At 68.4% G+C, this 26060-nt stretch carries 28 protein-coding genes, 1 pseudogene and 1 riboswitch; of the genes and pseudogenes, 8 read left to right on the forward strand and 21 right to left on the reverse strand.

Going from position 1 to position 26060, the window contains the following annotated elements; translation table 11 throughout:
* Positions 1–217: 217 nt before the first annotated feature.
* Entirely contained in the window at positions 218–748 is a 531-nt protein-coding gene (recX, locus tag AWC25_RS07075) for a recombination regulator RecX (protein WP_069400909.1), read from the reverse strand.
* A complete protein-coding gene (gene recA / locus AWC25_RS07080) occupies positions 714–1754 on the reverse strand; it encodes a recombinase RecA (protein WP_044511015.1) in 1041 nt (346 codons plus the stop codon). The genes recX and recA overlap by 35 nt, the downstream gene beginning before the upstream one ends.
* Positions 1755–1912: 158 nt before the next feature.
* Positions 1913–2040, forward strand: a riboswitch (cobalamin riboswitch).
* Between the two features lie 43 nt (positions 2041–2083).
* Between recA and AWC25_RS07085 the strand changes: the two genes are divergently transcribed.
* A complete protein-coding gene (locus AWC25_RS07085; protein WP_085166545.1) occupies positions 2084–2767 on the forward strand; it encodes a (2Fe-2S)-binding protein in 684 nt (227 codons plus the stop codon).
* Positions 2768–2788: 21 nt separating this feature from the next.
* Here AWC25_RS07085 and AWC25_RS07090 read toward each other — a convergent pair whose 3' ends face one another.
* Together AWC25_RS07090 and AWC25_RS07095 are read right to left on the reverse strand one after the other, a co-directional pair.
* Complete coding sequence (locus AWC25_RS07090) at positions 2789–2983, reverse strand: DUF3046 domain-containing protein (protein ID WP_069400907.1); 195 nt, start codon at positions 2981–2983, stop codon at positions 2789–2791.
* Between the two features lie 22 nt (positions 2984–3005).
* Entirely contained in the window at positions 3006–4172 is a 1167-nt protein-coding gene (locus AWC25_RS07095; RefSeq protein WP_069400924.1) for a glycosyltransferase, read from the reverse strand.
* Positions 4173–4221: 49 nt separating this feature from the next.
* On the opposite strand from AWC25_RS07095, the gene AWC25_RS07100 reads away from it, so the two are divergent.
* A complete protein-coding gene (locus AWC25_RS07100; protein ID WP_069400906.1) occupies positions 4222–4653 on the forward strand; it encodes a limonene-1,2-epoxide hydrolase family protein in 432 nt (143 codons plus the stop codon).
* Here the strand turns inward: AWC25_RS07100 and pspM are convergent.
* The 4 genes from pspM to pgsA form a co-directional block, all read right to left on the reverse strand.
* Positions 4650–5459, reverse strand: a complete 810-nt coding sequence (pspM, locus tag AWC25_RS07105) for a phage shock envelope stress response protein PspM (RefSeq protein WP_085166546.1) — start codon at positions 5457–5459, stop codon at positions 4650–4652. The genes AWC25_RS07100 and pspM overlap by 4 nt on opposite strands.
* 18 nt (positions 5460–5477) lie before the next feature.
* Positions 5478–6305, reverse strand: a complete 828-nt coding sequence (gene pspA / locus AWC25_RS07110; RefSeq protein WP_069400904.1) for a phage shock protein PspA — start codon at positions 6303–6305, stop codon at positions 5478–5480.
* Between the two features lie 113 nt (positions 6306–6418).
* Positions 6419–6736 carry a transcriptional regulator ClgR gene (gene clgR / locus AWC25_RS07115; RefSeq protein WP_069400903.1) on the reverse strand — a complete coding sequence of 106 codons (318 nt, stop codon included), beginning with the start codon at positions 6734–6736 and terminating at the stop codon, positions 6419–6421.
* A 62-nt stretch (positions 6737–6798) separates the two neighbouring features.
* Complete coding sequence (pgsA, locus tag AWC25_RS07120) at positions 6799–7398, reverse strand: CDP-diacylglycerol--glycerol-3-phosphate 3-phosphatidyltransferase (RefSeq protein WP_211281026.1); 600 nt, start codon at positions 7396–7398, stop codon at positions 6799–6801.
* Positions 7399–7436: 38 nt separating this feature from the next.
* On the opposite strand from pgsA, the gene AWC25_RS07125 reads away from it, so the two are divergent.
* Positions 7437–7973 carry an amino-acid N-acetyltransferase gene (locus tag AWC25_RS07125; protein ID WP_069400902.1) on the forward strand — a complete coding sequence of 179 codons (537 nt, stop codon included), beginning with the start codon at positions 7437–7439 and terminating at the stop codon, positions 7971–7973.
* 72 nt (positions 7974–8045) lie between these two features.
* On the opposite strand, the gene AWC25_RS07130 is transcribed toward AWC25_RS07125, so the two are convergent.
* Positions 8046–10547, reverse strand: a complete 2502-nt coding sequence (locus tag AWC25_RS07130) for an FtsK/SpoIIIE family DNA translocase (RefSeq protein WP_084229371.1) — start codon at positions 10545–10547, stop codon at positions 8046–8048.
* A 191-nt stretch (positions 10548–10738) separates the two neighbouring features.
* Between AWC25_RS07130 and AWC25_RS07135 the strand changes: the two genes are divergently transcribed.
* Genes AWC25_RS07135 through AWC25_RS07145 form a run of 3 tightly spaced genes read left to right on the forward strand, consistent with a single transcriptional unit; the run spans position 10739 to position 12763 of the window.
* Positions 10739–11053, forward strand: a complete 315-nt coding sequence (locus tag AWC25_RS07135; protein WP_069400901.1) for a putative quinol monooxygenase — start codon at positions 10739–10741, stop codon at positions 11051–11053.
* Positions 11054–11063: 10 nt separating this feature from the next.
* Positions 11064–11885 (forward strand): mycofactocin-coupled SDR family oxidoreductase, encoded by an 822-nt coding sequence (locus AWC25_RS07140; RefSeq protein WP_069400900.1) that lies wholly within the window; start codon positions 11064–11066, stop codon positions 11883–11885.
* A 5-nt stretch (positions 11886–11890) separates the two neighbouring features.
* Entirely contained in the window at positions 11891–12763 is an 873-nt protein-coding gene (locus tag AWC25_RS07145) for an SAM-dependent methyltransferase (RefSeq protein ID WP_069400899.1), read from the forward strand.
* Here the strand turns inward: AWC25_RS07145 and AWC25_RS07150 are convergent.
* From AWC25_RS07150 to AWC25_RS07190, 9 genes are all read right to left on the reverse strand, one after another.
* The gene (locus AWC25_RS07150; protein WP_069400898.1) at positions 12760–14436 is read right to left on the reverse strand and encodes a ribonuclease J; all 1677 of its coding nucleotides are present in this window, start codon (positions 14434–14436) and stop codon (positions 12760–12762) included. The genes AWC25_RS07145 and AWC25_RS07150 overlap by 4 nt on opposite strands.
* A gap of 19 nt (positions 14437–14455) precedes the next feature.
* Positions 14456–15358: a 4-hydroxy-tetrahydrodipicolinate synthase gene (gene dapA / locus AWC25_RS07155; RefSeq protein WP_069400897.1), complete on the reverse strand. Its 903-nt coding sequence runs from the start codon at positions 15356–15358 to the stop codon at positions 14456–14458.
* A gap of 237 nt (positions 15359–15595) precedes the next feature.
* The gene (gene thyX / locus AWC25_RS07160) at positions 15596–16357 is read right to left on the reverse strand and encodes an FAD-dependent thymidylate synthase (protein WP_069400920.1); all 762 of its coding nucleotides are present in this window, start codon (positions 16355–16357) and stop codon (positions 15596–15598) included.
* A 10-nt stretch (positions 16358–16367) separates the two neighbouring features.
* Positions 16368–17438: a restriction endonuclease subunit S gene (locus AWC25_RS07165; RefSeq protein WP_069400921.1), complete on the reverse strand. Its 1071-nt coding sequence runs from the start codon at positions 17436–17438 to the stop codon at positions 16368–16370.
* Entirely contained in the window at positions 17435–18811 is a 1377-nt protein-coding gene (locus AWC25_RS07170; RefSeq protein WP_085166547.1) for a type I restriction-modification system subunit M, read from the reverse strand. Before AWC25_RS07170 ends, AWC25_RS07165 begins: the two co-directional genes overlap by 4 nt.
* A complete protein-coding gene (locus AWC25_RS07175; protein ID WP_085166548.1) occupies positions 18811–20034 on the reverse strand; it encodes a winged helix-turn-helix domain-containing protein in 1224 nt (407 codons plus the stop codon). Before AWC25_RS07175 ends, AWC25_RS07170 begins: the two co-directional genes overlap by 1 nt.
* A 41-nt stretch (positions 20035–20075) precedes the next feature.
* Complete coding sequence (locus tag AWC25_RS07180) at positions 20076–20777, reverse strand: DivIVA domain-containing protein (RefSeq protein WP_069400894.1); 702 nt, start codon at positions 20775–20777, stop codon at positions 20076–20078.
* A gap of 100 nt (positions 20778–20877) precedes the next feature.
* Positions 20878–21375, reverse strand: a complete 498-nt coding sequence (locus tag AWC25_RS07185; protein ID WP_069400893.1) for a dihydrofolate reductase — start codon at positions 21373–21375, stop codon at positions 20878–20880.
* Positions 21372–22172, reverse strand: a complete 801-nt coding sequence (locus tag AWC25_RS07190; protein ID WP_069400892.1) for a thymidylate synthase — start codon at positions 22170–22172, stop codon at positions 21372–21374. The genes AWC25_RS07185 and AWC25_RS07190 overlap by 4 nt, the downstream gene beginning before the upstream one ends.
* Positions 22173–22236: 64 nt before the next feature.
* Between AWC25_RS07190 and AWC25_RS07195 the strand changes: the two genes are divergently transcribed.
* Entirely contained in the window at positions 22237–22986 is a 750-nt protein-coding gene (locus AWC25_RS07195) for a dienelactone hydrolase family protein (RefSeq protein WP_069400919.1), read from the forward strand.
* Positions 22987–22991: 5 nt separating this feature from the next.
* Here AWC25_RS07195 and AWC25_RS07200 read toward each other — a convergent pair whose 3' ends face one another.
* From AWC25_RS07200 to AWC25_RS07210, 3 genes and pseudogenes are all read right to left on the reverse strand, one after another.
* A complete protein-coding gene (locus AWC25_RS07200; protein ID WP_069400891.1) occupies positions 22992–24221 on the reverse strand; it encodes a glycosyltransferase in 1230 nt (409 codons plus the stop codon).
* Between the two features lie 59 nt (positions 24222–24280).
* A pseudogene (locus AWC25_RS07205) lies at positions 24281–24808 on the reverse strand (acyl-CoA dehydrogenase family protein); the annotation flags it as partial.
* Between the two features lie 2 nt (positions 24809–24810).
* A complete protein-coding gene (locus tag AWC25_RS07210; RefSeq protein WP_085166549.1) occupies positions 24811–25587 on the reverse strand; it encodes an SDR family oxidoreductase in 777 nt (258 codons plus the stop codon).
* A 114-nt stretch (positions 25588–25701) separates the two neighbouring features.
* On the opposite strand from AWC25_RS07210, the gene AWC25_RS07215 reads away from it, so the two are divergent.
* On the forward strand, positions 25702–26052 hold the full coding sequence (locus AWC25_RS07215) for a PE-PGRS family protein (protein WP_069400888.1): 351 nt from the start codon (positions 25702–25704) through the stop codon (positions 26050–26052).
* Positions 26053–26060: the final 8 nt, after the last annotated feature.

Consider the following 26060-nt stretch of genomic DNA (forward strand, 5'->3'; position numbering starts at 1 on the left):
GCCACGTGAGCGATCGGACGATCAGCGCAACGGGCCACGAGTCGACGACGGCCTTCAACGGACAACGGGGCATTACCGTGGGTCACGGACGGGTTCCTTCGGTAGTCAGGACGAGGGGTTTGGCGATTTCTCATCCTGCCGCCGAAGAACCCGTCCCCCGAACACCTCAACCCGTGTCGGCGTCTACAACCTCATGACCCGCAGCTAGAACTCCCCGTCAGACTCGGCGGCGTTCCCGTTCGGCGGCGAGCTCGGCAAGAACGACCTCGCAGGCTAGGTTCTGGCTGTAACCGCGGCGGGTCAGCAGGCCCACCAGCCGGCGGGTGATCCGCGCCTCATCGTTGCCGTCGCCGCTGAGCGCCTCGCGGCGCAGCTTGGCCCGGACCAGTTCTTCGGCCCGCTCTCGCTCGGCGGTCGCGTCGATGTCGGCCAGCGCCGCGGCGATGACCTCTTTGCCGACGCCTTTGGTGTGCAGCTCGGCAGCCAACGCCCGCTTGCTTTTTCCCGCCCTGGAATGCCCCGACCGCACCCACTGTTCCGCGAAATCCCGGTCGTCCACGAGCCCGACGGCGGTCAGCCGGTCGAGCACGCGCGCACTGACGTCGCCGGGGTATCCGCGCTTGGCCAGCTGATCGGACAGCTCGGCCCGGGTACGCGACCTCGCGGTGAGCAGGCGCAGGCACAACGCCCGTGCCTGCTCTTCGCGGGCGGGCTCAGAAGTCGACGGGGGCTGGCAAGACGTCATCATCGGTCACCACCGCACCAATGCCGAGCTTCTCCTTGATCTTCTTTTCGATCTCGTTGGCGATGTCGGCGTTCTCCATCAGGAAGTTGCGGACGTTCTCCTTGCCCTGCCCGAGCTGCTCGCCCTCGTAGGTGAACCAGGAACCGGACTTGCGGATGAAGCCCTGGTCCACGCCCATGTCGATCAGCGAGCCTTCCCGGCTGATGCCCCGGCCGTAGAGAATGTCGAACTCGGCCTGCTTGAACGGCGGCGACACCTTGTTCTTGACGACCTTGACCCGGGTGCGGTTACCCACCGCGTTGGTGCCGTCCTTGAGCGTCTCGATCCGGCGCACGTCCATGCGCACCGACGCGTAGAACTTCAAGGCCTTTCCACCCGTGGTGGTTTCCGGGCTGCCGAACATCACCCCGATCTTCTCGCGAAGCTGGTTGATGAAGATCGCCGTGGTTCCCGAATTGTTGAGCGCGCCAGTCATTTTCCGCAGCGCCTGGCTCATCAGCCGGGCCTGCAGACCGACGTGGCTGTCACCCATCTCGCCCTCGAGTTCCGCGCGCGGCACCAGTGCGGCCACCGAGTCGATGACCAGGATGTCCAGCGCACCGGAGCGGATCAGCATGTCGGCGATCTCCAGGGCCTGCTCGCCGGTGTCCGGCTGGCTGACCAGCAGCGAATCGGTGTCGACGCCGAGCTTCTTGGCGTAATCCGGGTCCAGGGCATGCTCGGCGTCGATGAACGCAGCGACGCCGCCGGCCGCCTGGGCGTTGGCCACCGCATGCAGCGCGACGGTCGTCTTACCCGAGGACTCCGGGCCGTAGATCTCCACGACCCGGCCGCGCGGCAGGCCGCCGATGCCCAGGGCCACGTCCAGCGCGATGGATCCGGTCGGGATGACCGAGATCGGCTGCCGCATCTCGTCGCCGAGACGCATCACCGAGCCTTTGCCGTAGCTCTTTTCGATCTGGGCCATCGCCAGTTCGAGAGCCTTCTCGCGGTCGGGGGCTTGCGTCATGGTGCCTCTCCTATAGCAGTGTGTTCGATGACCGGTTTCGGTCGGTTGGCCGTGACACTAGGCGCGGGGTCCGACAATTCCGCTTCAGCGCTCCCCACAGTAGCCGAACACCTGTTCGATTCAAGTTCGACACGCCGCTCGTGTGGCAACATCGGCTACCGAAAAAGGGCGGCGACGGGCCCGCGTTCACGCTGAGGAAACCGGTGCGAATCCGGTGCGGTCCCGCCACTGTGATCGGGCACTTCCCACCCGAGAGCCAGATACTCACCGTCGGCGCCTGCTCACCAGACACCGGGGCGGATCTCCCCGGGGAGGGCGGTCGCACAGGCATGGACATCTCGGGCGAGCTTGCCCAAATAGCTTCGTACAAAGGGTTTTTCGCCTTACCGGTGGGCGGCACCGCGAACGGATGGCATCCGGTCCGACGGGACTACGACGCCGGCTTCGCCGATTTGATCGATGCCACCGCCCGCCGCTACCGCACCGGCGATCTACGGATCGCCGCCTCGCTGGTGCAGCTGGGCCATGCCAGCCGGTTGTGGTCACCGGCGCTGGCCTGCGCGGTGGCCCACCACGTCGTCCCGAACCTGGAACAGCTCGACCGCGCCGACGACGGGGCGCGGCTGCGCCTACCCGAGCCCGTCGGACAGGCCGTTTCCGCCGACCCCGACGCCGCGGCGAGGGCGCTGTACGACGCCGTGGTGCGGCAACACCTGCAGCCGTTGGCGGCCGGGTTGCGGGTCAAGCTGGCCCCGGGGCTGCTGGCCGGCAACCTCGGGTCCGCCCTCGCCGGCGCAGCGCGAGCGCTGCTCTCGGCACGGCCGGACCTGCGCGGGCCGATCCTGCAGATCACCGACTCGCTGCTGAACACCGGCGTGCTGTCGGGCACCGGTGTCGTCACCGACGCGCATCTGGGCTTCCGGCGCGGCAGCTGCTGCCTGTTCTATCGGCTGCCGGGGCAATCCGTCTGCGCCGACTGCGTGTTTCGGGCGCACGGGTCGGCCCGTTGGTGAGCCCGCGCTGAGCCGGCCGTCTCACCACTGGTCGCGGGGCACGTCGAAGTCGACGCACAACGCCCGCCAGACCTCACGCGGGTCGACGCCATCCTCGATCGCCTGCGCGGCGGTCCGGCCGCCGAAATCCGCCAGCACGTGATCGACCAGCACCGATGCGCCGTAAGCGGCACCGAAGCGCAACACCACCCGTTCGTTGAACTCCGTCAGACGCACACCGCCAACATACTGGGACCGGTCAGCCGGTCAGGGCCAGCGCCTGATGGCAGACCCGCACCGGGTCGGCGACCCGATGGATGCCGGCCGCGGCGGTGCGGGCGGCCTCGCGGTAGCGCGGCGACGACAAGACGTCGTTGACCGCCTCCGCCAGCGCGTCGGCGGTCAACGGCCGGACCAGCCGGGCGCTGCCCTGCCGCGACACCCGGTTGGCGATCTCCCATTGGTCGCCCCCGCCGGGCACCACCACCAGCGGCACGCCGGCCAGCAGCGTCTTGGCGACCATGCCGTGCCCGCCGCCGCAGATCACCAGGTCGGCGTGCGCCAACAGCTCGTCCTGGCGGCCCAGCCCGACCGTTGCCCAGGCGGGCACGGTCAGCTCCGCCCCGCCGAGCCGCGACACCAGCAGCCGGGACCCGGCCGGCAACGTCTCCCCCGGCGTCAGGCACGCCAGGGCGACCTCGGCGAGACCTTCGGTCCCGATCAACGCGGTCGACGGCGCGACCACCACGACCGGGCCCGAGCCGTCCGGGACCTCGAGGATGCGGTCGGTCGGCTCGAAGTGCAGCGGACCCACCACGACGGCCTCCGCCGGCCAGTCCGGTCGGGGCACCTCCAGCGCCGGCAGGGTGGCGATCAGCCGGCGCAGCGGCCCGGGATCGTGGGCCGGCAGGCCGATCTCCGCGCGTGCCAGCGCTCGCTGCCGTAGCCCGGCCCGCCACGACCGCGCCGTCAGAGCGCGCATGGTGGCATCGCGTAGCCGTCCCCGGACGCCGGTGCCCGGCGCCAGCCCGCTGCCGATCGGCGGCAGTCCCTTCGACGGCAGGTACAGCGGATGCGGGTTGAGCTCGATCCACGGGACGCCCAGCAACTCGGCGGCCATGCCACCGCCGGCGGTGATGACGTCGGACACCACCAGGTCGGGTTGCAGCTCGCGCAATGCCGGCACGTTGAGCACCGCCATCCGCGCCGCCCGCCGGTGAATGCGGGCACCGGCGTCGAGGTCTTCATCGGTGGCCGCCAGGCCGTCGAGCGGCAGCGCCACGATGCCGACGGCGCCCGAGGCCGCAACCCACTGCTCGCCGGTGAGCAGGGTGGGCTCGTCACCCGCATCGCGGAACCGCAGGCACAGCGCGATCGCGGGAAACGTGTGCCCGGGATCCGGGCCGGCGACGACGGCGACTCGCACCGCCTTACCCTGCCACAACACCCCGCCGGCACGCGCCTACGCTGGCACCATGACCGAGCCGACCCAGACAGCCGTCGCGAACACGCGCACGGTCGAACGATTTCTCAACGCGCTGCAGGACGTGGACCTCGACGCCGCGGAGGCCGCGCTGGACGAAAACCTCGTCTACCAGAACGTCGGACTGCCCACGATCCACGGCCGGCGCCGGGCCATGCAGTTGTTCCGCCGGATGGACGGCCGGGCGGGTTTCGAGGTCAAGATCCACCGCATCGCCGCCGACGGCGCCGCGGTGCTCACCGAGCGCTCCGACGCGCTGATCTTTGGGCCGCTGCGTCTGCAGTTCTGGGTGTGCGGCGTGTTCGAGGTGCACGACGGCCGAATCACGTTGTGGCGGGATTACTTTGACTTCTTCGACATGACCAAGGCGTTGCTGCGCGGCCTGGCCGGACTGATTATTCCGTCGCTCAAAGCGTCGTTTTAGCGCGGCAAGCCGCCGAGTTCGTCGAACGCCTTGGCCCAACCCGTAAGCCGATCAGTGGCCTCGGTCAACTCGGCCCGGTAGCGCTGGTGGGCCGCCGCCAGACCGGCGTCGCCGTTGGCCGAAGAGACCAATTGCGCGGCGGCGGTGACCATTTCGTTGTACTGCCGAACCCCGGAGCTCAACTGCGCGGTGAACGCGTTGATGGTGGGCACCAGGTAGGACCGGGAGGATTCGGAGTTCTGCGCCGCCCGCTCCATCGACACCACCTCCGCCGCGGTGGCGGCCATGGCGGCCGAGGTCCTGGTGACTGCCGCGGTCAGGTCGCCGATTTCGTCCGGCGGCAGCAGGGCGCCCCGCTCGATGACGCCCAGCAGCGAGGAGAACCCCCGCTCGGAAGCGCCGAGGGCGTACATCGCCGGGCGTGCCGCAGAACCGGGCGGCGGCAACCGGCGGGCCGCGGCGGGCCGGCTCGCCGGTAGCGGCTCCGACTTCAGCCAGTGGTAGCGGAAGAACAGCAACGTCGCGGGGATCACCTCGAGCACGGCGATCCCGCCGGTGACCTGAAGCAGCAGCGCGAACCAGCCCCACCAGGCGAGCACCGCGGTCAGCACGGCCCAAAACACCGCCCCCAGGGTGAAGATCCACGCCCAGCGCAGGGCGCGCCGGCGGCGGCGCAACAGCCGGGCCCGCGGATCGGCGGCGGCGCTGATCTTGTGGGCGAGGAAGCCGAGCAGGTCGGCGGCGGTGTCCAGCCCCTGCTGCAGCAGGTTGCGCCAAAGTCCGCCCTGGCTGGCTTTCACCGCCATGTCACACCGGCCGTCGGTTTACTGGCCGAACGGCTTCTCGGCGACCTGGCCGCCGGCGCCCTCGGCGGAAGCGGGAGTGGCCGGCGTCGCGCCGGGAGCGCCTGCCCCGCCGGTCGGCAGGGCCTCGCCGCGCATCGACGCCCGGATCTGTTCGAGGCGGGAATGGCCGGCCATCTGCACGCTGGCCTGCTGAACCTCGAGCATGCGGCCCTGCACCGAGCCCTGGGCTAGTTCGGCCGCCCCGACCGCGTTGGCGTAGCGGCGTTCGATCTTGTCGCGCACCTCGTCGAGGCTGGGCGTGTTGCCCGGCGCGGCGATCTCGCTCATCGAGCGCAGCGACGCGCTGACCTGTTCCTGCATCTTGGCCTGCTCGAGCTGGCTGAGCAGCTTGGTTCGCTCGGCGATCTTCTGCTGCAGCACCATCGAGTTCTGCTCGACGGCCTTCTTCGCTTGCCCGGCGGCCTGCAGCGCCTGGTCGTGCAGGGCCTTGAGGTCTTCAACGCCCTGCTCGGCGGTCACCAGCTGGGCCGCGAACGCCTCGGCAGCGTTGGTGTACTCGGTGGCCTTGGCGGCGTCGCCGGCCGCGGTGGCCTGGTCGGCCAGTGTCAGTGCCTGACGCACGTTGACCTGAAGCTTCTCGATGTCGGCGAGCTGCCGGTTGAGCCGCATCTCCAGTTGCCGCTGGTTGCCGATCACCTGCGCGGCCTGCTGGGTCAGCGCCTGGTGGGTGCGCTGCGCTTCCTCGATGGCCTGCTGGATCTGGACCTTCGGGTCGGCGTGCTCGTCAATCTTCGCGTTGAACAGCGCCATGACGTATTTCCACGCTTTGACGAACGGATTGGCCATGAGTTAGCTCCACCTTCGGTTCTGTGTACTCAAGGACCCCCGATAGGCCCCAGCGATCACCTTGTCGCCCAATTTATCGGGTCGGCGCCCTTCGCCCTACCCTTAACGGGCACTCAGGCCACCGCAAGCGAGGCCACCGGCGGGATGACCACCTTGGTGCTGGCGTCGATGTTCGCCGCGCCGGAGGCGGCGCGCTCCTCAATCGCCATCCGCTCACCGGCGTCGGTGAGCACGGTCGACAGCGGGACGTCCAGAGCGTCGCAGATGGCATTGAGCAGCTCGCTGGAGGCTTCTTTGCGGCCGCGCTCCACTTCCGAGAGGTAGCCGAGGCTCACCCGCGCCGTGTCCGACACCTCGCGCAGCGTCCGGCCCTGCGAGGTGCGGGCCACGCGCAGCACCTCGCCGATGACTTCGCGCACCAGTGGCGGCATTCTGCTCTCCTTCATCTCCAGCGCCGAGCGCCTTCACTCCGCTCAACGCCGGCCGCCGGGGTCTAGGTTCCCGTCCGGCGAATTTCCCTGACGGTCGAAGCGACATAGTCGATTCCGGTGACGACCGTTAGCACGATCGCGGCGCCCATCACCACCGAGGCCGCCGTCAGCAATGCGCCCGGCAGAGCATCCAAAGGCAGCACGAACAACCCGATCGCCACCGCCTGGACGAAAGTCTTGAGTTTGCCGCCCCAGCTGGCCGGGATGACGCCGCGGCGAATCACGGCCAGCCGCAACAACGTCACCCCGATCTCGCGGACCAGGATCAGCACCGTGACCCACCAGGGCAGTTCGGCCAGCATCGACAGGCCCACCAGCGCGGACCCGATCAGCATTTTGTCGGCGATCGGATCGACGAACGCGCCGAATTCGGTCGCCATGCCGTAGTTGCGGGCCAGCAGGCCGTCCAACCGATCGGTGACACATGCCACCGCGAACACCACGAAAGCCACGATGCGGGCGACGGTTTCGTGGCCGCCCCCGGCAAACAACGCGAGCAGGAAGATCGGCACCAGTACGAGCCGCAGCAGCGTCAGGACGTTGGCCAGGTTGGCGATGCTGACACGTCCTGCCGCAGGTCCAGTCTGCGGCTGCCCCGACACCGCATCAGAATAACGGTTGACCAGCGCAACCGCCCCGGATGTCAATACTGTTACCCGTGACCCAAAGCCCACGGGGAAGCCAGCAGGTTGTCGTCCGGCGTGCCCGGACCTCCGACGTCCCCTCGATCAAGCACCTCGTCGACACCTACTCGGGCAAGATCCTGTTGGAGAAGGCCCTGGTGACGCTGTACGAGGCGGTCCAGGAGTTCTGGGTTGCCGACCTGGACGGCGCGGTGGTCGGCTGCGGCGCGTTGCACGTGTTCTGGTCGGATCTCGGCGAGATCCGCACCGTCGCGGTCGATCCCTCGGTCACCGGCCACGGGGTCGGCCACGCCATCGTCACCAAGCTGATCGAGGTGGCCCGCGAACTGCAGCTGCAGCGGATCTTCGTGCTCACCTTCGAGACGGAGTTCTTCGGCAAGCACGGGTTCACCGAGATCGAGGGCACCCCGGTGACCGCCGAGGTGTTCGAGGAGATGTGCCGCTCCTACGACATCGGTGTCGCCGAGTTCCTGGACCTCAGCTACGTCAAGCCGAACATCCTCGGCAACACCCGGATGCTACTCAAGCTCTAGCCGTTAGTCGCGCCGAACGTGCTCTGGTGGCGAGAATTCTGCGAAAAGCCCGCCACCAGAGCACGTTCGCCGTTAATCGGTTCCGTCATCCGCGTCGGCCGATCCAGTCCCAGAGCCGCGGATCAGCGCCAGCGTCCCCGCCAGCTCGTCGGGCTTGATCAGCACCTCGCGAGCCTTGGAGCCTTCGGATGGGCCGACGATGCCGCGCGTCTCCATCAGGTCCATCAGCCGGCCGGCCTTGGCGAAGCCGACGCGCAGCTTGCGCTGCAGCATCGAGGTCGAGCCGAATTGCGACGACACGACGAGCTCGACGGCCTGCAGGAAGACTTCCATGTCGTCGCCGATGTCGGGGTCGACATCGGTGCGCTCGCCGGCGGGCTTGGCCGTGGTGACGCCCTCGGTGTACTCGGGTTCGGCCTGGTCCTTACAGGCGGTGACGACGGCGTGGATCTCCTCGTCGGTGATGAACGCCCCCTGCAGCCGCAGCGGCTTGCTGGCGCCCATCGGCAGGAAAAGCCCGTCGCCCATGCCGATCAGCTTCTCCGCGCCCGCCTGGTCGAGGATGACGCGGCTGTCGGTGAGCGACGACGTCGCAAACGCCAGCCGCGACGGCACGTTGGTCTTGATCAGCCCGGTGACGACGTCGACGGACGGACGCTGGGTGGCCAGCACCAGGTGAATGCCTGCGGCGCGGGCCTTTTGGGTGATGCGCACGATGGCGTCCTCGACGTCGCGCGGGGCGGTCATCATCAGGTCTGCCAGCTCGTCGACGATCGCGACGATGTAGGGGTACGGCCGGTATTCGCGCTGACTGCCCAGCGGTGTGGTGATCTCGCCGGAACGCACCTTCGCGTTGAAATCGTCGATGTGGCGCACCCGGGACGCCTGCATGTCCTGGTAGCGCTGCTCCATCTCCTCGACCAGCCAGGCCAGCGCGGCTGCCGCCTTCTTCGGCTGGGTGATGATCGGGGTGATCAGATGCGGAATGCCTTCGTACGGCGTCAGTTCCACCATCTTCGGGTCGATCAGGATCATCCTGACCTCGTCGGGCGTGGCCCGCGTCAACAGCGAGACCAGCATCGAGTTGACGAAGCTGGACTTACCGGAGCCGGTGGAGCCGGCGACCAACAGGTGCGGCATCTTCGCGAGATTCGCGGAGATGAAATCGCCTTCGATGTCCTTGCCCAGCCCGATGACGAGCGGGTGGTGGTCGCGACGGGTCGACGGGGCGGTGAGCACGTCGGCCAGCCGCACCATTTCCCGGTCGGTGTTGGGCACCTCGATACCAACTGCCGACTTGCCCGGAATCGGGGCCAGCATCCGGACGCTCTCGGTGGCCACCGCGTACGCGATGTTCTTTTGCAGCGCAGTGATTTTCTCGACCTTGACACCGGGCCCCAATTCCACCTCGTAGCGGGTGACGGTCGGTCCGCGGGTGCAGCCGGTGACGGCGGCGTCAACCTTGAATTGGGTCAGCACCTCCCCGATGGCCTCGGCCATCTGCGTGTTGGCCGCGCTGCGCTTCTTGGGCGGGTCACCGGCGACGAGCAACTCGAGCGGCGGCAGGTGGTACGGCCCTTCGACGACCCGGTCCAGCACCTGGGTGTCCTGTTTCTTGGCGCCGCCCCGGCGCCTTTTGGCCGCCTCGTCTTTGAGGGCCGGAACGGTCGGCGTTTCGTCGGCGGGTGGTTCGTCGAGCGAGACGGGCGCCGGCGTCGACGGCCACGCCCGCGGCTGGTCGTCGGAGACGTCGTCGTCGTAGTAACCATCGGAAAAGTCTTCGCGCGGTTGGTCGTCGGCGTAGTCGTCGTCGTAGTAGTCGTCGTAGTCGTCGTCGACGAACCGGGTGTGGAACATGGCGCGCATGGCCTCGGGCAGCTCACGGATCGTGGTGCCGGTCAGCAGCAGCAACCCGAACAGCGCGCCGATGAACAGCAGCGGCGCGGCGATCCAGGAGGTCAGCCCCTCCGACAGCGGACCACCGATGGCGAAGCCGATGAATCCTGCGGCGCGACGGCGCAATTCGGGGTCGCCCGGCGAGCCGGACCACAGATGCCGCAGGCCCAGCAGCGACAGGCTGACCATGCTGGCGCCCAGGATCAGCCGGGGCCGCGCCTCGGGGTTGGGCTCGGTGCGCATCAGCACCACCGCCACCGCACCGAGGATCGCCGGCAGGGCCAGCACACCGGCGCCGATGAAGGTGCGCAGCACCGCGTCGACCCAGGCTCCGATCGGCCGGGCGGCGTTGAACCATGAGCTGGCGGCGACCACGACGGCCAGGCCGAGCAGTACCAGCGCGATGCCGTCGCGGCGGTGCCCCGGTTCGATGTCGCGGGCGCGCCCGATCGACCTGGCGGCCCCGCCGGTGCCCCGCGCCGCCATCAACCAGGTGGCCCGCAGGGCGCGGCCGCAGGTCACTCCGGTAGCAACCAGCAGCGAACGGTTTCGCCGCTTCGCGGGCCTGCTTGGCCTTTTGCGGGGAGCCCGGCGCGCACTTCGTGACCCGCTGGCCCGCGAAGGGCCCTTTGACCTGCTCGTTCGGGTTCCGGAGCGGGCGGCGGTCTTACTAGCCATGGGGTCCAGCCTAATCGCAATCGCCCCATATTCACCATCTGCCACACTGGTTACAAAACGGTGTCGGTTCGGTCATCCGGGCACCCGCCCCCCGAGACCGGCCGCTGCGAGGGCCGCAACCAAGACACCAGCAGGGACGGCGGTGTGAGTAGGGTGACAGCCATCCCGCCCGCTACCCGCAAGGAGCCCCGATGCCCGTCGTCGTCGTCGCCACCCTGACAGTGAAACCCGAGTCGGTCGACACCGTCCGCGACATCCTCACGACCGCCGTCGAGGAAGTGCACGAGGAGCCCGGATGCCAGCTCTACTCGGTGCATCAGAGCGGCGAGACCTTCGTCTTCATCGAGCAGTGGGCCGACGAAGCCGCGCTCAAGGTGCACAGCACCGCACCCGCGATCGGCAAGCTGTTCGCGGCGGCCGGCGACCACCTTGCCGGACCGCCCGACATCAAGACCCTGCAGCCCATCCCCGCCGGCGACCCCGACAAGGGGCAATTGCGCAAATGACCCGCCAATCATGAAGGCCGGGCCCCTGACCGGAAAGGTCGCGCTGATCACCGGCGCGGCCCGTGGGCAGGGTCGCGCACACGCGCTTCGCCTGGCCGCCGACGGCGCCGCCATCATCGCGGTCGACCTGTGCGAGCAGATTGCCAGCGTCCCCTACCAACTGGCCACACCGCAGGACCTGGCGGCCACGGTCAAACTCGTCGAAGACGCCGGTGCCCGCATCGTGGCCCGACAGGGCGATGTGCGTGATCGCGCCTCGCTGGCGGCCGCCGTCCAGGCGGGTCTGGACGAGTTCGACCGCCTGGACATCGTGGTGGCCAACGCCGGGATCGCACCGATGCAGTCCGGTGACGACGGCTGGCGCGACGTCATCGACGTCAACCTCACCGGTGTCTACAACACCATCAAGGCCGCGATCCCGATCCTGGTCAAGCAGGGCACCGGCGGCTCGATCGTGCTGATCAGCTCGAGTGCGGGACTGGCGGGGGTGGGCAGCGCCGACGCCGGGTCCGTCGGCTACGCCGCCGCCAAGCACGGCGTCGTAGGGTTGATGCGTGTGTACGCGAACCTGCTTGCGGGGCAGATGATTCGGGTCAACTCGATTCACCCGTCCGGGGTGGACACCCCGATGATCAACAACGAGTTCACCCGGGAGTGGCTGGCCAAGATGGCCGCCGCGACCGATGCACCCGGCGCAATGGGCAACGCCATGCCGGTGGAGGTACTCGACCCCGAAGACGTCGCCAACGCGGTGGCGTGGCTGGTATCCGATCAAGCCCGCTACATCACCGGCGTCACGCTGCCGGTCGATGCGGGCTACTTGAACAGGTAGCGGCCATGGCACGAAACCCTGCGGCACAGACTGCTTTCGGCCCGATGGTGCTGGCCGCGGTCGAGCAAAACGAACCGCCGGCGCGCCGGCTGGTCGACGACGATCTCGCGGACCTGTTCCTGCCGGCTCCGCTGCGCTGGCTGGTCGGCGCGTCGCGGGTTACTGCGTTGCGCCGGTTGCTGATTCGCGGGTCGGAGTGGGCGGGGCCGGGTTTGTGGGCCACCCTGGCGTGCCGGAAGCGGTTCATCGCCGACAAGATCGCCGAGGCGAGCGACGACATCAACGCGGTGGTCATCCTGGGCGCCGGGTTGGACACCCGCGCCTATCTGCTGAACCGGCAGATCCGCATCCCGGTCTTCGAAGTCGACCTGCCGGTGAACATCGCTCGCAAGGCCAAGACGGTGCGACGGGTGCTGGGTGGGCCGCCGCTGTCGGTTCGGTTGGTGGCGTTGGATTTCGAGCGCGACGATCTGCTCACCGCGCTGGCCGAGCACGGCTATCTGCCCGACTATCGAGCGTTCTTCATCTGCGAGGGGGTGACCCAGTACCTCACCGAGGACGGGGTGCGACGCACGCTCGACGGATTGCGCGCGGCGGCGCCGGGCAGCCGGCTGGTGTTCACCTACGTCCGCCGCGATTTCATCGACGGGACCAACCGCTACGGTACCCGCACGCTGTACCGCAATGTTCGTCAGCGCAAGCAACTGTGGCATTTCGGTCTGCAGCCGGGCGAGGTCGCCGACTTCATCGGCGAGTACGGCTGGCGGCTGATCGAACAGGCCGGCCCGGACGAACTGATGGCGCGCTACGTGCGGCCCACCGGCCGCAAACTCAAGGCGTCGCAGCTGGAATGGTCTGCTTATGCCCAGAAAATCTAGATCTCGATGACGGTCGGCACGATCATGGGCTGCCGGCGATAGGTCTCGCCCACCCATTTGCCGACGGTGCGCCGCACCCCCTGCGCGATCCGGATCGGGTCGGTCACATTGGCGGCGAGCAGCGCTTCCAGCTCCTCCTCGACTTTGCGGACGACCGGTTCGAGCGCCTTGGGATCCTCGGAAAAACCCCGCGAGTGCAGGTGCGGCGTGGTCGCCGAGCGGCCGGTGCCGCGATGCAGCACCACGGTCACCGCGACAAAGCCCTCGGACAGAATCAGCCGCTCGCCCAGGGTGATGTCGCCGACGTCGCCGGTGACCAAACCGTCGACGAACATCTTGCCGACCGGTACCGCTCCGGCGATCGATGCCCGGCCGCCCACCAGGTCGACGCTGACGCCGTTCTCCGCCAACAGGATCGAGGATTCGGGCACTCCGGTGCTGGCGGCCAGCTTGGCGTTGGCACGCAGCATGCGCCAGGTGCCGTGCACCGGCATCACGTTGCGCGGCCGCACCCCGTTGTACAAGAACAGTAGTTCCCCGGCGTAGGCGTGTCCCGAAACATGCACGCGCGCTTGGGCATTGGTGACCACGCGGGCACCGATCTTGGACAACGCGTCGATGACGCCGTAGACCGCCTCCTCGTTGCCGGGGATCAGCGACGACGACAACACCACGAGATCACCGGCGGTCAGCGTGATGCTGCGGTGCTCGCCGCGGGACATCCGCGACAACGCCGACATCGGCTCGCCCTGGGTGCCGGTGGTGATCAGCACCACGCGTTCGGGCGGCATCATCTCGGCCGCGCCGATGTCGATCAGATCGGAATCGGCGACACGCAAGAAGCCCAACTCCCGGGCGATGCCCATGTTGCGCACCATGGACCGGCCGACAAACGACACCCGCCGCCCCAAAGCCACCGCGGCATCAATGATTTGCTGCACCCGGTCGACGTTGGAGGCGAAGCACGCCACGATGACCCGGCCGTCGGCGCCCCGGATAAGCCGGTGCAGTGTGGGGCCCACCTCGCTTTCCGAGGGGCCTACCCCGGGGACTTCAGCGTTGGTCGAGTCGCACAGGAACAGATCCACGCCGGTGCCGCCGAGCCGCGACATGCCGGGCAGATCGGTGGGCCGGCCGTCCAGTGGTAGTTGGTCGAGCTTGATGTCGCCGGTGTGCAGCACCGTCCCGGCTCCGGTGGACACGGCGATGGCCAGCGCATCGGGGATGGAATGGTTCACCGCGAAGTACTCGCACTCGAACACCCCGTGCCGGGTCTGTTGACCCTCCTTGACCTCGACGAACACCGGCTTGAGGCGGTGCTCGCGGCATTTGGCGGCGACCATCGCCAGGGTGAATTTGGAGCCGACGACCGGGATGTCGGGCCGCAGCTTGAGCAGGAATGGGATCGCCCCGATGTGGTCCTCGTGGGCGTGGGTCAACACCAGCGCGTCGATGTCGTCGAGCCGGTCTTCGATGTGCCGCAAATCGGGCAGGATCAAGTCGACGCCGGGTTCGTCGTGGGTGGGAAACATCACGCCGCAGTCGATGATCAACAGTCGGCCGAGATGTTCGAAAACGGTCATGTTACGGCCGATTTCGCTGATTCCGCCCAGCGCGGTCACCCGCAACCCACCGGCGGTCAACGGACCGGGCGGGCTGAGAGCTTCGTCCACTTCTAGGCCAGCCTTTGGGTCACCGCAGCACCGACGCCGCACGCATGTCGGCCGCCAGGGCCTCAACCTGTTCCGGCGTCGCCGGCACCTGCGGCAGCCGCGGATCGCCGACGTCGAGTCCCTGCAGGCGCAAACCGGCCTTGGACAGGGTCACCCCGCCCAACCGGCTCATCGCGTTGCACAATGGAGCGACCGAGACATTGATCTTGCGGGCGGTCGCAATGTCGCCGGAACCGAAGGCGGACAACAACTCTCGCAGCTGGCTGGCCGCGAGATGAGAAATCACGCTGATGAAGCCCGTGGCCCCCATCGCCAGCCAGGGCAGGTTGAGCGCGTCATCTCCGGAGTAGTAGGCCAATCCGGTTTCGGCGATGATCTGGCCGCCGCTGTGCAGATCGGCCTTGGCGTCTTTGATCCCGACGATGTTCGGGTGCGACGCCAGCGTGCGGATGGTGTCGGGCTCGATCGGCACCACCGACCGCGGGGGGATGTCGTAGAGCAACACCGGCAGCTCGGTCGCGTCGGCGACCGCGGTGAAGTGCGCGACGAGCCCGCTCTGCGGAGGGCGGGAGTAGTAGGGTGTGACGACCAGCAAACCGTGTGCGCCCGCGGCGGCGCTGGCCTTGGCCAGCTTGATGCTGTGTGCGGTGTCGTAGGTGCCCGCCCCGGCGATGACACGGGCCCGGTCGCCGACGGCTTCCAGGACGACGCGCAGCAGCTCGAGCTTCTCGTTGTCGGTGGTGGTCGGCGATTCACCGGTGGTTCCGGAGACGACCAGGCCGTCGCACCCGGCGTCAACCAGGTGGTTTGCCAGCTTCTCGGCGCCGGCGAGGTCGAGGGAACCGTCGGCACCGAACGGCGTCGCCATTGCGGTCAGCAAGGTCCCCAGCCGCGCGGGGGCATCGAATCCGACGGAACTCACGGGTCTCAGATTACCTGGCGACGCCAACGGGATTTCGGCGCCGCGCGAGGCGGCGCCGCACCGCCCGAGCCTCGGGTGTGCATTCAGGGTCTTGAGTGTCCACACCGGGCGCCGACACGCCGACGAATCCCGCCCAGGACGCACGCGCGACGCCACAAACGCACACTCGATTTCGGCGGCCGGGCTTCGGCGGCCGGGCTTCGCGCGCGCGGCTACGCGCGCCCGGCCACGCGCGGTTCAGGCTTCGGTCGCTAGCGGACTGGTCGCGACCTCGGAGCCGTCGGCCAGCGTGGAAATCTCGAAATCGGCGAATACCGCCGGCGCCACCCGACTCAACTGACGCAGACATTCGACGGCCAGCCGACGGATCTCCACGTCGGCATGTTCGCTGGCGCGCATCGCGATGAAGTGCCGCCAGGCCCGGTAGTTCCCGGTCACGACGATGCGGGTCTCGGTGGCATTCGGCAGCACGGCGCGGGCGGCCTGCCGCGCCTGCTTACGCCGCAGCACCGCATTGGGCTGGTCGGCGAACTTGGCTTCCAACTTGGCCAGCAGCTCGATGTAGGTCGCCCGGCTGGCGTCGGCGGCGGCGGACAGGATCTGCCGCAGCTCGGGATCGTCCTCCATACCGGGCGGCACCACGATCTGCGCCTCAACCTCGGGCACGTAGCGCTGGGAGAGCTGAGAGTAGGAGAAGTGCCGGTGCCGTATCAGCTCATGGGTCAACGACCGCGAGATGCCGGTGATGTAAAACGAGACGCTCGCGTGCTCTAGCACCGAGAAGTGGCCGACGTCGATGATGTGCTTGATGTAGCCGGCGTTGGTCGCGGTCTTGGGGTTGGGCTTCGACCAGCTCTGGTAGCAGGCCCGCCCGGCGAACTCGACGAGCGCCGACCCGCCCGGAACGTCGGGGCCGTCGGTGCTCCACGGCACGTCCGGCGGCGCCAGGAACTCGGTCCTGGCGATCAGTTGCACGCGCAGCGGCGCGGTTTCGGCCACGGCGCTTACCTTAGCCGGGCGATCGGCCCCGCCGGACTCGGACATCACCCGAGATCAGCGACGGCAGCACGGCGTCGCGCAGCGCCGACAGCCGCACGGATTCGTTGCGCCGCAGGTGGCACAACGCCCCCAGACCGGCGAGTGTCCGCGTCATGCGGCCGGTCAGCTGCCGAACGTCACGCACCGCGACGGTCATCAGGTCGTCGCGCCGGATCCGCTGGTGGCTGCCCGAGGTCCCGCCGACCTGCTGCTGCAGGCCATCGACGACGTCGCGCTGCCGCAGCGCCGCCCACAACGCCGAGGTGCCCACAGCGATCGGCGTCAGTACGACGAATTCGGGGCTGGCCACAGCCATTTCGGTGGGCAACCGCGTCACGTTCCAGATCCGCGGGATTCGTGGATTCAGCTTGGCGAACAACACACACGGCCGGGACAGCACGAACTTGCCGCTCCGCACGGCTGACCGCCGCACGAGTCGCGGCGTGGCGCCGTCGTCGAAAGCGGGCAGGCTGAAGTGGGCGACCACGTCGTCGAATTGTCCCGGATCTCGCAGCGCCGTGCGGTGTTCGGCCAGGCGCGACAACGGCACCCGATCGGTGACCGTCTCGACGAGCGCGACCATCAGCTGCTCGGCCGCCGCGATCACCCGGCGGTTGGCGGCAATCTTGTCGTCGAAAGCGCCGAGCAGTTCGGCGATTCGTTGGCGCTGACCTTCCGGCACCGTCCGCACCGACACGTCACGCAGAATCGCCTGGTTCAGCAGCGGTTGCCCCGACCCGGCCCGGTACTCATTGAGGCGGCAGGTCTGCAGCGCGTAATACCAATATCGCGTCTCGGCGGGCTGCTTGGCGCGGCACGCCAGCGCGTTGTCGGTGACCCACACGTCGGTCTCGCAGTAGTGCAGGCTGCCGCAATGGGATCCGACGCGGCCGAGCACGATCAGCGGGCCGCGCGCGTTGGGCCGGGCCGTAAAGCCAATGGCGCCGTTGGCTCCGTACACCGGAAAAGGCCCGTCCGGCACCCGTACCGGTGCGCCGCTGCCGGCGTGGAAGTCGAGGTGTTCGCCAAGCGTCGCGGTCAGCACAGTCGCCGCACCTGTTCGCGCACCGCCGTCTCCAGTCGTGCGGACTCGTCGAGCGCGTGCAACAAATCCTTGGTGAGCCGGGTGATCTTCGCGGCGGCCGGCTGCGCGTCGCTCTCGGCCACCGCAGTGCCGACGTAACGTCCGGGCGTGAGCAGATAGTTTGCGGCCGCGATCTCGTCTGTGGCAACCGATCGGCAAAACCCCGGAACATTTTGGTAATCAATGCCTTTGGCCGAGGCAGCGCCGCTCCAGGCATGATAGGTATCGGCGATGCGGGTCACCTCGGCGTCGGTCAGCACGCGTTCGGTGCGATCGACGAGGTGGCCGAAGCCGCGGGCGTCGACGAACAGTACCTGCCCGGCCCGTCGGCCCTTGTCCTTGGCGAAGAACCACAGGCACACCGGGATGCTGGTGCTGCGAAACAGCTGGGTGGGCAATGCGACCATGCAGGAAACCAGGTCCGCATCGACGATTCGGGATCGAATAGCGCCCTCCCCCAGCGTGTTCGACGATATCGATCTGTTGGCCATCACCACGCCGGCCTTGCCGCCCGGGGCCAGCTTCGCCAGGATGTGTTGAATCCAGCCGTAGTTGGCGTTGCCCGCCGGGGGAACACCGAAGCGCCATCGCCCGTCATTCTCGGCGCGGGCCCAATCCTTGATGTTGAAGGGCGGATTGGCCATCACGTAGTCCATCTGCAGTCCGGCGTGCGCGTCTTCGGCGAGCGTGTCGCCACGCGCCAGGCCGGTGTTGTCGATGCCGTGAATCGCGAGGTTGAGCTTCGCCATTCGCCAGGTCTGTTCGATGCTTTCCTGGCCGTAGATGCGGACACCGGTGCGATCACCGGCGTGCCGGGTGATGAAAGTCCCTGTCTGAACGAACATTCCGCCCGATCCACAGCACGGGTCGTACACCCGTCCGCCGGTCGGCTCCAACACCTCCACCATCAGCCGCACCACGCTGGGCGGGGTGAAGAACTCGCCGCCTCGTTTGCCCTCGGCGCGGGCGAAACGGCTCAGGAAGTATTCGTACACCTCGCCCAACGCATCCCGGGGATGCTGGCCGGTCGGCACGCCGTCGAGCAGTCGCACGAGCTCCCCGAGTCGGCGCTGATCGAGGTTTGCGTACAACCCGGGCGGCACGCCCAACGCGTGGTCGGCAACCGTCGCGTCGATGATCGCAGCATCCAGCATTCGGCCGATGCTGTCGTTATCGGCATTCGCGGCCAACATGTTCCAGGTCGACTCGCGGATGTGCTTGAGGAACACCAAACCCAATACCGCATCCTTGTACTGGCTGGCTGACAGCGACCCGCGCAATTTCTCGGCCGCCTTCCACAGCGTGGACTTGAGTTCTTTGGGCGGCGCCATCAGCCGACTCTCTGGACGGCCCCGCGCAGTTCGGCAGCCAGGTCGCCGCGGCCGGCCACGCTGACGCCACCCAGCCCGAGCCAGGACGCCATGGACGCGAGTTCGCCCGCCAGGGTGTCGGCCACCTTCGGCCGCGGCGCCCCGGGCTCGGCGAACGCGCCGACGACCCGCAGCGTGTCGGCGGTGCGGTCGGCCTTGAGATCGACCCGCGCCATCAGCTCACCGTCGACCAGCAGTGGCCAGACGTAGTAGCCGTACTTTCGTTGCTTCTCGGGCACGTAGATTTCGATGCGGTAGTGGAAGCCGAACAGCCGTTCCACCCGGGGCCGGAAGAAGATGAGCGGGTCGAAGGGGCACAGCAGCGCGGTGCCGCGATCCTGCCGCGGCACCGACCGGCCCGCCCGCAGATACGCGGGCGCCGACCACCCGTCGACCTGCACCCGCTCGATCTCACCGGCGGCCACCAGGTCCGCCAGCGCCGGCTTGACCTGCTGCGGCGACAGCCGAAAGTAGTCGCGGATGTCGGGCTCGGTGCCCACCCCCAGCGCGCTGGCCGCCCGCGCCACGAGCTCGCGGACGGCCTCGGCGTCGTCGACCTCGCGGGCCAGCACGCTCGCCGGTAGCACCCGTTCCACGAGGTCGTAGTGGCGGGCGAAGCCCACCCGGGTGGCCGTGGTGAGCACGCCGGAGGCGAACAGCGCCTCGGCGACCCACTTGGTGTCGCTGCGGCTGCCCCACCAGCTGCCTCTGGGGCCGCGCGACTGTGTCTCGAGGTGAGCCTCGATCTGTCCGGCGGTACTCGGGCCCAGCTCGCCGACGGCGGCGACGATCTTGTCGGCGAGCTCCGGATTGGCCTTGACGATGTGCGTGCCCCATCGGCCGTGCCGGTACTGGCGCATCCGCCAGCGCAACAGCGGCCAATCGTCGACCGCCATCAGCGCGGCCTCGTGCGCCCAATACTCGGCCAGCAACCGTGCCGAACGGGGCCCCCAGGCGGCACGGTCCAGCACGTCGCGGTCGTACGGGCCGAGCCGGCTGAACACCGGGGCGTAGTGAGCGCGCACCGCTACCGAGACCGAATCCAGTTGCAGCACTTGAATTCTGGAGATCAACCGACGAAGGTGCCCGCGGTTGATCGGGCCGCCTGGGTGCGGCTCGTTAAATCCTTGGGCCGCAACGGCTATCCGCCGGGCCTGAGCGACGGTCAGCGTCGGAGTCGACACCCGCCGAGAATACCGGTCGGCGCGCCACGATCAGCGAAGGCTCACCCCGCGCCGACCTTCTCGTCCGCCGGCGCCGCCGCGCCGTCTTCTTGCGGTTGCGTTTGTTCTCGGTAGGCCGCCTCGAGTGCGGCCGGAATCGAGTCGAGGTCGCGATGCACGGCCAGCAGTTGCTCCAACACCTTGACCCGCTGTTCCCGGGCGGCGGCGACGGCGCGTCGGGCCTCCGCGCGCTCGCGGTCCATTTGCTCCTTCGCGTCGGCCAGCAGCTGTTCACGCGCCCGTCGGGCGTCGTCGTGCATGCCGGTCAGTTCGGCCTCGAGTGCCTCCTTGGCTTCGCGGTACTCGCTCTCCATGGCCTGTTGCCGCGACGCCAGCTCCGCCAACGTCTTTTCGTGCTTGCGCCGCTCGGCCTCGATCTCCGCCTCGGCCGCCGCGATCGTCGCCTCCGCCTCGGCCCGCGCCTCGGCCTGCATCTCCGAGATCTCGTCGACCGCGCGGCGCAGCATCTTGGCCATCCGTTGCTGCATCGCGTGGGGCGTCGGCGAGGTGTCGGTGAGCGAGGCGACCTCCTTGCGCAGCGCGGCCACCTCGTCGGCGGAATCCTTCAGCCGCGCCCGCAGGCTTTCGACGTCGTCCAGCAACAATTTCTGCTTGGCGGTCAGCATCTCGATGTGAGCATCGACCGCGGCCGGCTCGTAGCCCATGAACTTGCGGTTGAACGTCTTGGTGGGTTCGGTCATCACTCCACTTTCCCTCCCCGGAAACGTGATAAACCCCGTCGCGCCGACCCCAACCGACTCCTCGAGTATGTCAGGTCGGGCGGTCGGTGCCGAGACGAGCGCGTCAGCCCCGACGATAGCTGTGGAAGCGGTACCGCACCCCGGACCGGCTGACCTGCCAGTCCCCCGTCTCGCCCAGCCACGCCTCGTCGAGCACCGGAGCCAGTGCGTCCTCGTCGTCGCGCACCAGGTCGACCTCGATCTCGGTGACCTCACAGCGCGTCGCCAGCGGCAACGCCTGTGCGTAAATCTGGGCGCCGCCGATCACCCACGCTTCGGGCTCGGTCAGGGATTCGACGGCGGTCTCCAGCGAGCGGGCCACCTCGGCCCCGTCGGCGGTGAAATCGGCCTGCCGGGACAGCACGATGTTGCGGCGGCCGGGCAGCGGCCGCACCCGGGCCGGCAACGAATCCCAGGTCCGCCGTCCCATGATCACGGTGTGGCCCACCGTCACCTGTTTGAACCGGGCCAGGTCTTCGGGCACGTGCCACGGGATGTCGCCGTTGCGGCCGATGACGCCGGAGGTGGACTGAGCCCACACCAGACCGACGGCATGCCTCATACAGCGACGGGCGCCTTGATCGCCGGGTGCGGATCGTAGTTCTTCACGACGATGTCGTCGTAGGTGTAGTCGAAGATCGAATCCCGTTGGGCGAGAAGGAGTTCCGGGTACGGGCGCGGCTCGCGGCTGAGCTGGGTCTGGACCTGGTCGACATGGTTGTCATAGATGTGACAGTCGCCGCCCGTCCAGATGAACTCGCCGACGTCCAGGCCGGCCTGGGCCGCCATCATGTGGGTGAGCAGTGCGTAGCTGGCGATGTTGAACGGCACGCCCAGGAACAGGTCCGCGCTGCGCTGATAGAGCTGGCAGCTCAGCCGCCCCTCGGCGACGTAGAACTGGAAGAAGGCGTGGCACGGCGGCAGCGCCATCTGCGGGATGTCGCCGACGTTCCACGCCGACACGATGTTGCGCCGCGAGTTCGGGTCGGTGCGCAGCAACTGCAGGGCGGCGCTGATCTGGTCGATGTGCTCCCCCGACGGGGTGGGCCAAGACCGCCACTGCACGCCGTAGATGGGCCCCAGATCGCCTGTGTCGCTGGCCCACTCATCCCAGATGGTGACGCCGTGTTCATGTAGCCAGTCAACGTTGGAGTCGCCGCGCAAGAACCACAGCAACTCATAGACCACCGATTTCAGGTGTACCTTCTTGGTGGTCAGCAGTGGGAAGCCGGCCGACAGGTCGTAGCGCAGCTGTTGGCCGAACAGGCTGCGAGTTCCGGTGCCGGTGCGGTCCGCCTTGGCCGATCCCGTTTCCAGGACCAGGCGTAACAAGTCCTCGTAGGGCGTGGGGATGAGCACGCGGCCAGCTTAGCGGGTCGATACCGAAAATCCGGTGTTCAACGCCGCGGAGTACAACGGTGCCATGCCGAACATCATCGACACCATCACCACCGCCGACGGAAGCTGCACCGTCCACCTGCTCACCCCCAACGGACACGAGGCCCGGGTCCCGTGGCCGGGTGTGGTCATGTATCCCGACGCCGGCGGACTGCGCGACACCTTCCAGCACATGGCGGCCAAACTGGCCTCGTACGGCTACACCGTGTTGCTGCCGGATGTGTACTACCGCAGCGGCGATTGGGCACCGTTCGACATGGCCACCGTGTTCGGCGACGAGAGCGAACGCAAGCGGCTGTTCGGCATGATCGGGACCCTGACCCCGGACAAGGTGGCCAGCGACGCGCGCGCGTTCTTCAACTACCTATCGGACCGCCCCGAGGTCTCCGGCGAACGCTTCGGCGTGTGCGGCTACTGCATGGGCGGGCGAATCTCGCTGTTGGTGGCCGGTCGGGTTCCCGACCGCGTCGCCGCCGCCGCCTCGTTCCACGGCGGCGGACTGGTGACCGACGCCGCGGACAGCCCCCATCTGCTCGCACATCGCATGACGGCCACGATCTACGTCGGCGGCGCCCAGGACGACGCGTCGTTCACCACCGACGACGCCGAACAGCTCGACAAGGCGCTGACGGCGGCCCAGGTGCCGCACACCATCGAGTGGTATCCGGCCCGCCACGGCTTCGCGGTTCCGGACAACGCCCCCTACGACGAGGCGGCCGCCGAGCGGCACTGGACGGCGATGACGGAGGTCTTCGCCGCCGCACTGCCGCGTTAAGCGCGTTACGGCGTTGCGCCGCTCACCGCCTTGAGGAGCAGCCTTGCGGCCACCGCCGCGCCGTCCGCGGCGATGTTGCGGCCCACCGCGGCGGCGCAGGCGCGGGTCTCGTCGGCCAGTGCGACCTCCAGCGCGGCCGGCAGTGCCCCCGCGGGCGGGGTGGGTCCGTCGCACGCGCTGCCAATCCCCAGCTCGATCACCCGCAGCGCCCAGTACACCTGGTCGGCGCCCTGCGGCACCACCACTTGCGGCACGCCGGCTCGGGCGGCGGTCGTCGTGGTGCCCGCCCCGCCGTGATGTACGACGGCGGCCACCCGCCCGAACAGCGCCTGCTGGTTGACCTCCCCGATCGCGAAGCAGTCGTCGGCGTCGCCGTCGACCGCCAGGTCCGCCCAGCCACGGGACAGCAGTACCCGCCGGCCCTGGGCGCGGATGGCCGCGATCGCCATCGGCACCACCTCCTTGGCACCCCACAGCGGCATGCTGCCGAACCCGAGGTACACCGGCGGCGGACCGGAGGCGAGGAACTCCTGCAGGTCGGGCGAGAGCGAACGGTCGTCGGCTAGCAACCACGCGCCCGTTTGCACGACGTCGAGGCCGGCCAGCCGTTGCCACGGGCCCAAGGTCGGGTCGGCGGCCAGCCACGGCCGGTTGGTGTAAGCGTAGCCGCGCACATCGCTCACCGGCGGCAGGCCGATCGATGCCCGACGGCTGTTCAGCGTCGGTCCGAACAACGCATTGGCGTTGCGGGCGTTGTGATTCCACATCACCCGGTTGTCGATTTCGCTGCTACCGGTCGCCCGGCCGACGTACTCCGGCGGCGGGTGATACGGCGACGGCAGGTGCGTCGGGTGGTAGCTGGCGTAGACGTAATGGATGCCCAGCTTGTCGGCGACGGACCGCGCGCCGGCCGCGGTCCACACCAGCGCGGTCGACACCAGCGCGTCACACCCCTGTGCCGCCGCCGCGACCGTGTCGAACTGGGCATCGATCAGGCCGAGCACATGACTGCGCAGCTGCTCCTCCGAGGAGTGTGTCGCCGCGGTGGTCACCGCACGCACCGATGGGCCGAAGGCCACCATGGGAATGCCGAAATCTGCTGCGCGCCGGGCGAATTCCTCGTCCGGCGGGGCCGCCACCACAGCCTGCGCCCCGAGCGCGTGCAGCTGCACCGCGACGGCCAGCAGTGGCTCGACACCGCCGCGCGAATCGTAGGTAGACAGCAACACGCGCATTGCGCTTACTCCGTTCCCGGGGCTTAGGAGGCCGGGCGGTCGACGAGCTCGCCGATGATCCCACCCACCGGACCGAGCCGATTCGCGTCCGGCACCCGCACGTCGGTGCGAAACACCTCGTTGAAGTCCGCCTCGCCGGTGATTTGGCGCGGCGGTCGGACGTCGACCCCGGGCTGGGGCATGTCGCACAAAACGTAGGTCAGCCCCGCCAAGTCGGATCCGGTACCCGGTTCACTGAACAGCTGGCGATACACTTGCTCACCGGTGAACAACGGGCGCAGGAACTTTCGCTTTTGTTCGTCGGTGCCGAACGCGGCGATGGTCGGGGCGGCCATGCCCATCCCGATGAGGTTCTGCGGGGTTCCGCCGACCGGCGCGCCGGCGGACGACAGGCGTGCGTTCACCGCTTGCTGCGCCTGGCGCGGCAGACCCAGACCGCCGAAGCCTTCCGATAGATCCACCCGGGCGAGTCCGGCATCATATTGCGCGCCAAGGAATTCGGGGGGATCGGTGGTTGCGGGGTCGTGAGAGTCCAGTAGCGCCTGGATCCGGGCATCCAAGTCGACCGCGAGATCGGGGGTGCTCACGGTTAGCTCTGCGGCCGCATTTGGAAGCCCTGCGCGCCGCCGAGCAGCAGACCGCCGTCGATCACCATCGTCTCGCCGGTGATCCAGCTCGCGGCGTCGGAAACCAAGAAGGTCACCGCGTTTGCCACGTCGATGGGCTCGCCGATGCGCCCGAGCGCGATCGACTCCCCGAGTGGATCCTCGTTTTCCTTCCACAACGCCTCGGCCAGCCTGGTGCGAACCACGCCGGGCGCGATGGCGTTGACGCGGATGCGCGGTGAAAGTTCGAGGGCCAGTTGCTTGGTGACGTGGATCAGCGCGGCCTTGGTGGCGTTGTACATGCCCATCGCCGGCGATTGGTGCAGTCCGCCAATCGAGGCGGTGTTGACGATCGAGCCGCCATGCTCGCCCATCCACGCCTTGACAACCAACGATGTCCACAGCAGCGGCGCCCACAGGTTGACGTCGAAGATCTTGCTGAAGCGCGCGTGGTCCTGTTCGATCAGCGGGCCGAAGGCCGGGTTGGTGCCGGCGTTGTTGATCAGAATGTCGACGCTGCCGAACTTGTCCAGCGTCAAGTCCACACACCGCCGCGCGGCGTCCTCGTCGACGGCGTGCGCCCCTACGCCGACGGCCCCCGCACCCACCTGCGCGGCGGCGGCGTCGGCGGCCTCCTGCTTGCGGGCGGTGAGCACCACGTTGGCCCCGGCGGCGGCGAGCTGCTGCGAGATCGCCAACCCGATGCCGCGGGAGGCTGCCGTGACGATCGCGGTGCGGCCGGTCAAATCCAATGTGGTCATCGTTGAACGCCTTTTGTTGTGTGAGAGTTCGACGTCGCCAACGGTGAGTGTCGAACGCAATTAATCTTTCGTCGAGAGGTTTTGTCGACGCATGCGCGTGGTATGCGTTGACGCATGTTAGCGAAATTCACCCTCCTCAAACCACTGGTGGTCGGTGGCGCTGTTGCTGCCGCGATCGCCGCCGCACCGATGGCCGCTGCGGATAGTTTTGCGACCGGCCCGGCGATGACCGGACCCACCCCCACCCACATCGTGTTCAAGGACGACCCGGGTGGCGGCGGCTGCGACGCCAACGGCAACTGCGGTTCCGGCGGCCAAAACAACGGTCCCGGCGGCGGTCCGGGCGGACAGGGTTGCGTCCCCGGCGTCGGTTGCGGTTCGGGCGGCCAGTTCGCCGGTCCGGGCGGTGTTCCCGGTGGCACCGGCTGTCTGCCGGGCGTCGGCTGCGGATCCGGCCACGCCTGATAAATCCT

It is taken from the genome of Mycobacterium sherrisii, from assembly GCF_002102355.1.
GTDB lineage: Bacteria > Actinomycetota > Actinomycetes > Mycobacteriales > Mycobacteriaceae > Mycobacterium > Mycobacterium sherrisii.

Bases quoted from the DNA above. Each gene is read 5' to 3' on its own strand.
- AWC25_RS07200 (WP_069400891.1), bottom strand. From the start codon at position 24,221: ATGCGCGTGTTGCTGTCTACCTACGATTCGCGCGGCGGTGTCGAGCCA.
- AWC25_RS07145 (WP_069400899.1), top strand. From the start codon at position 11,891: ATGGCACGAAACCCTGCGGCACAGACTGCTTTCGGCCCGATGGTGCTG.
- pspM (WP_085166546.1), bottom strand. From the start codon at position 5,459: ATGGCGGTGAAAGCCAGCCAGGGCGGACTTTGGCGCAACCTGCTGCAG.
- AWC25_RS07135 (WP_069400901.1), top strand. From the start codon at position 10,739: ATGCCCGTCGTCGTCGTCGCCACCCTGACAGTGAAACCCGAGTCGGTC.
- AWC25_RS07170 (WP_085166547.1), bottom strand. From the start codon at position 18,811: ATGGCGCCGCCCAAAGAACTCAAGTCCACGCTGTGGAAGGCGGCCGAG.
- AWC25_RS07100 (WP_069400906.1), top strand. From the start codon at position 4,222: ATGACCGAGCCGACCCAGACAGCCGTCGCGAACACGCGCACGGTCGAA.
- AWC25_RS07185 (WP_069400893.1), bottom strand. From the start codon at position 21,375: ATGAGGCATGCCGTCGGTCTGGTGTGGGCTCAGTCCACCTCCGGCGTC.
- AWC25_RS07210 (WP_085166549.1), bottom strand. From the start codon at position 25,587: ATGACCACATTGGATTTGACCGGCCGCACCGCGATCGTCACGGCAGCC.
- AWC25_RS07125 (WP_069400902.1), top strand. From the start codon at position 7,437: ATGTCAATACTGTTACCCGTGACCCAAAGCCCACGGGGAAGCCAGCAG.
- recA (WP_044511015.1), bottom strand. From the start codon at position 1,754: ATGACGCAAGCCCCCGACCGCGAGAAGGCTCTCGAACTGGCGATGGCC.
- AWC25_RS07085 (WP_085166545.1), top strand. From the start codon at position 2,084: ATGGACATCTCGGGCGAGCTTGCCCAAATAGCTTCGTACAAAGGGTTT.
- pspA (WP_069400904.1), bottom strand. From the start codon at position 6,305: ATGGCCAATCCGTTCGTCAAAGCGTGGAAATACGTCATGGCGCTGTTC.
- recX (WP_069400909.1), bottom strand. From the start codon at position 748: ATGATGACGTCTTGCCAGCCCCCGTCGACTTCTGAGCCCGCCCGCGAA.
- clgR (WP_069400903.1), bottom strand. From the start codon at position 6,736: ATGCCGCCACTGGTGCGCGAAGTCATCGGCGAGGTGCTGCGCGTGGCC.
- AWC25_RS07140 (WP_069400900.1), top strand. From the start codon at position 11,064: ATGAAGGCCGGGCCCCTGACCGGAAAGGTCGCGCTGATCACCGGCGCG.
- AWC25_RS07195 (WP_069400919.1), top strand. From the start codon at position 22,237: ATGCCGAACATCATCGACACCATCACCACCGCCGACGGAAGCTGCACC.
- AWC25_RS07215 (WP_069400888.1), top strand. From the start codon at position 25,702: ATGTTAGCGAAATTCACCCTCCTCAAACCACTGGTGGTCGGTGGCGCT.
- AWC25_RS07130 (WP_084229371.1), bottom strand. From the start codon at position 10,547: ATGGCTAGTAAGACCGCCGCCCGCTCCGGAACCCGAACGAGCAGGTCA.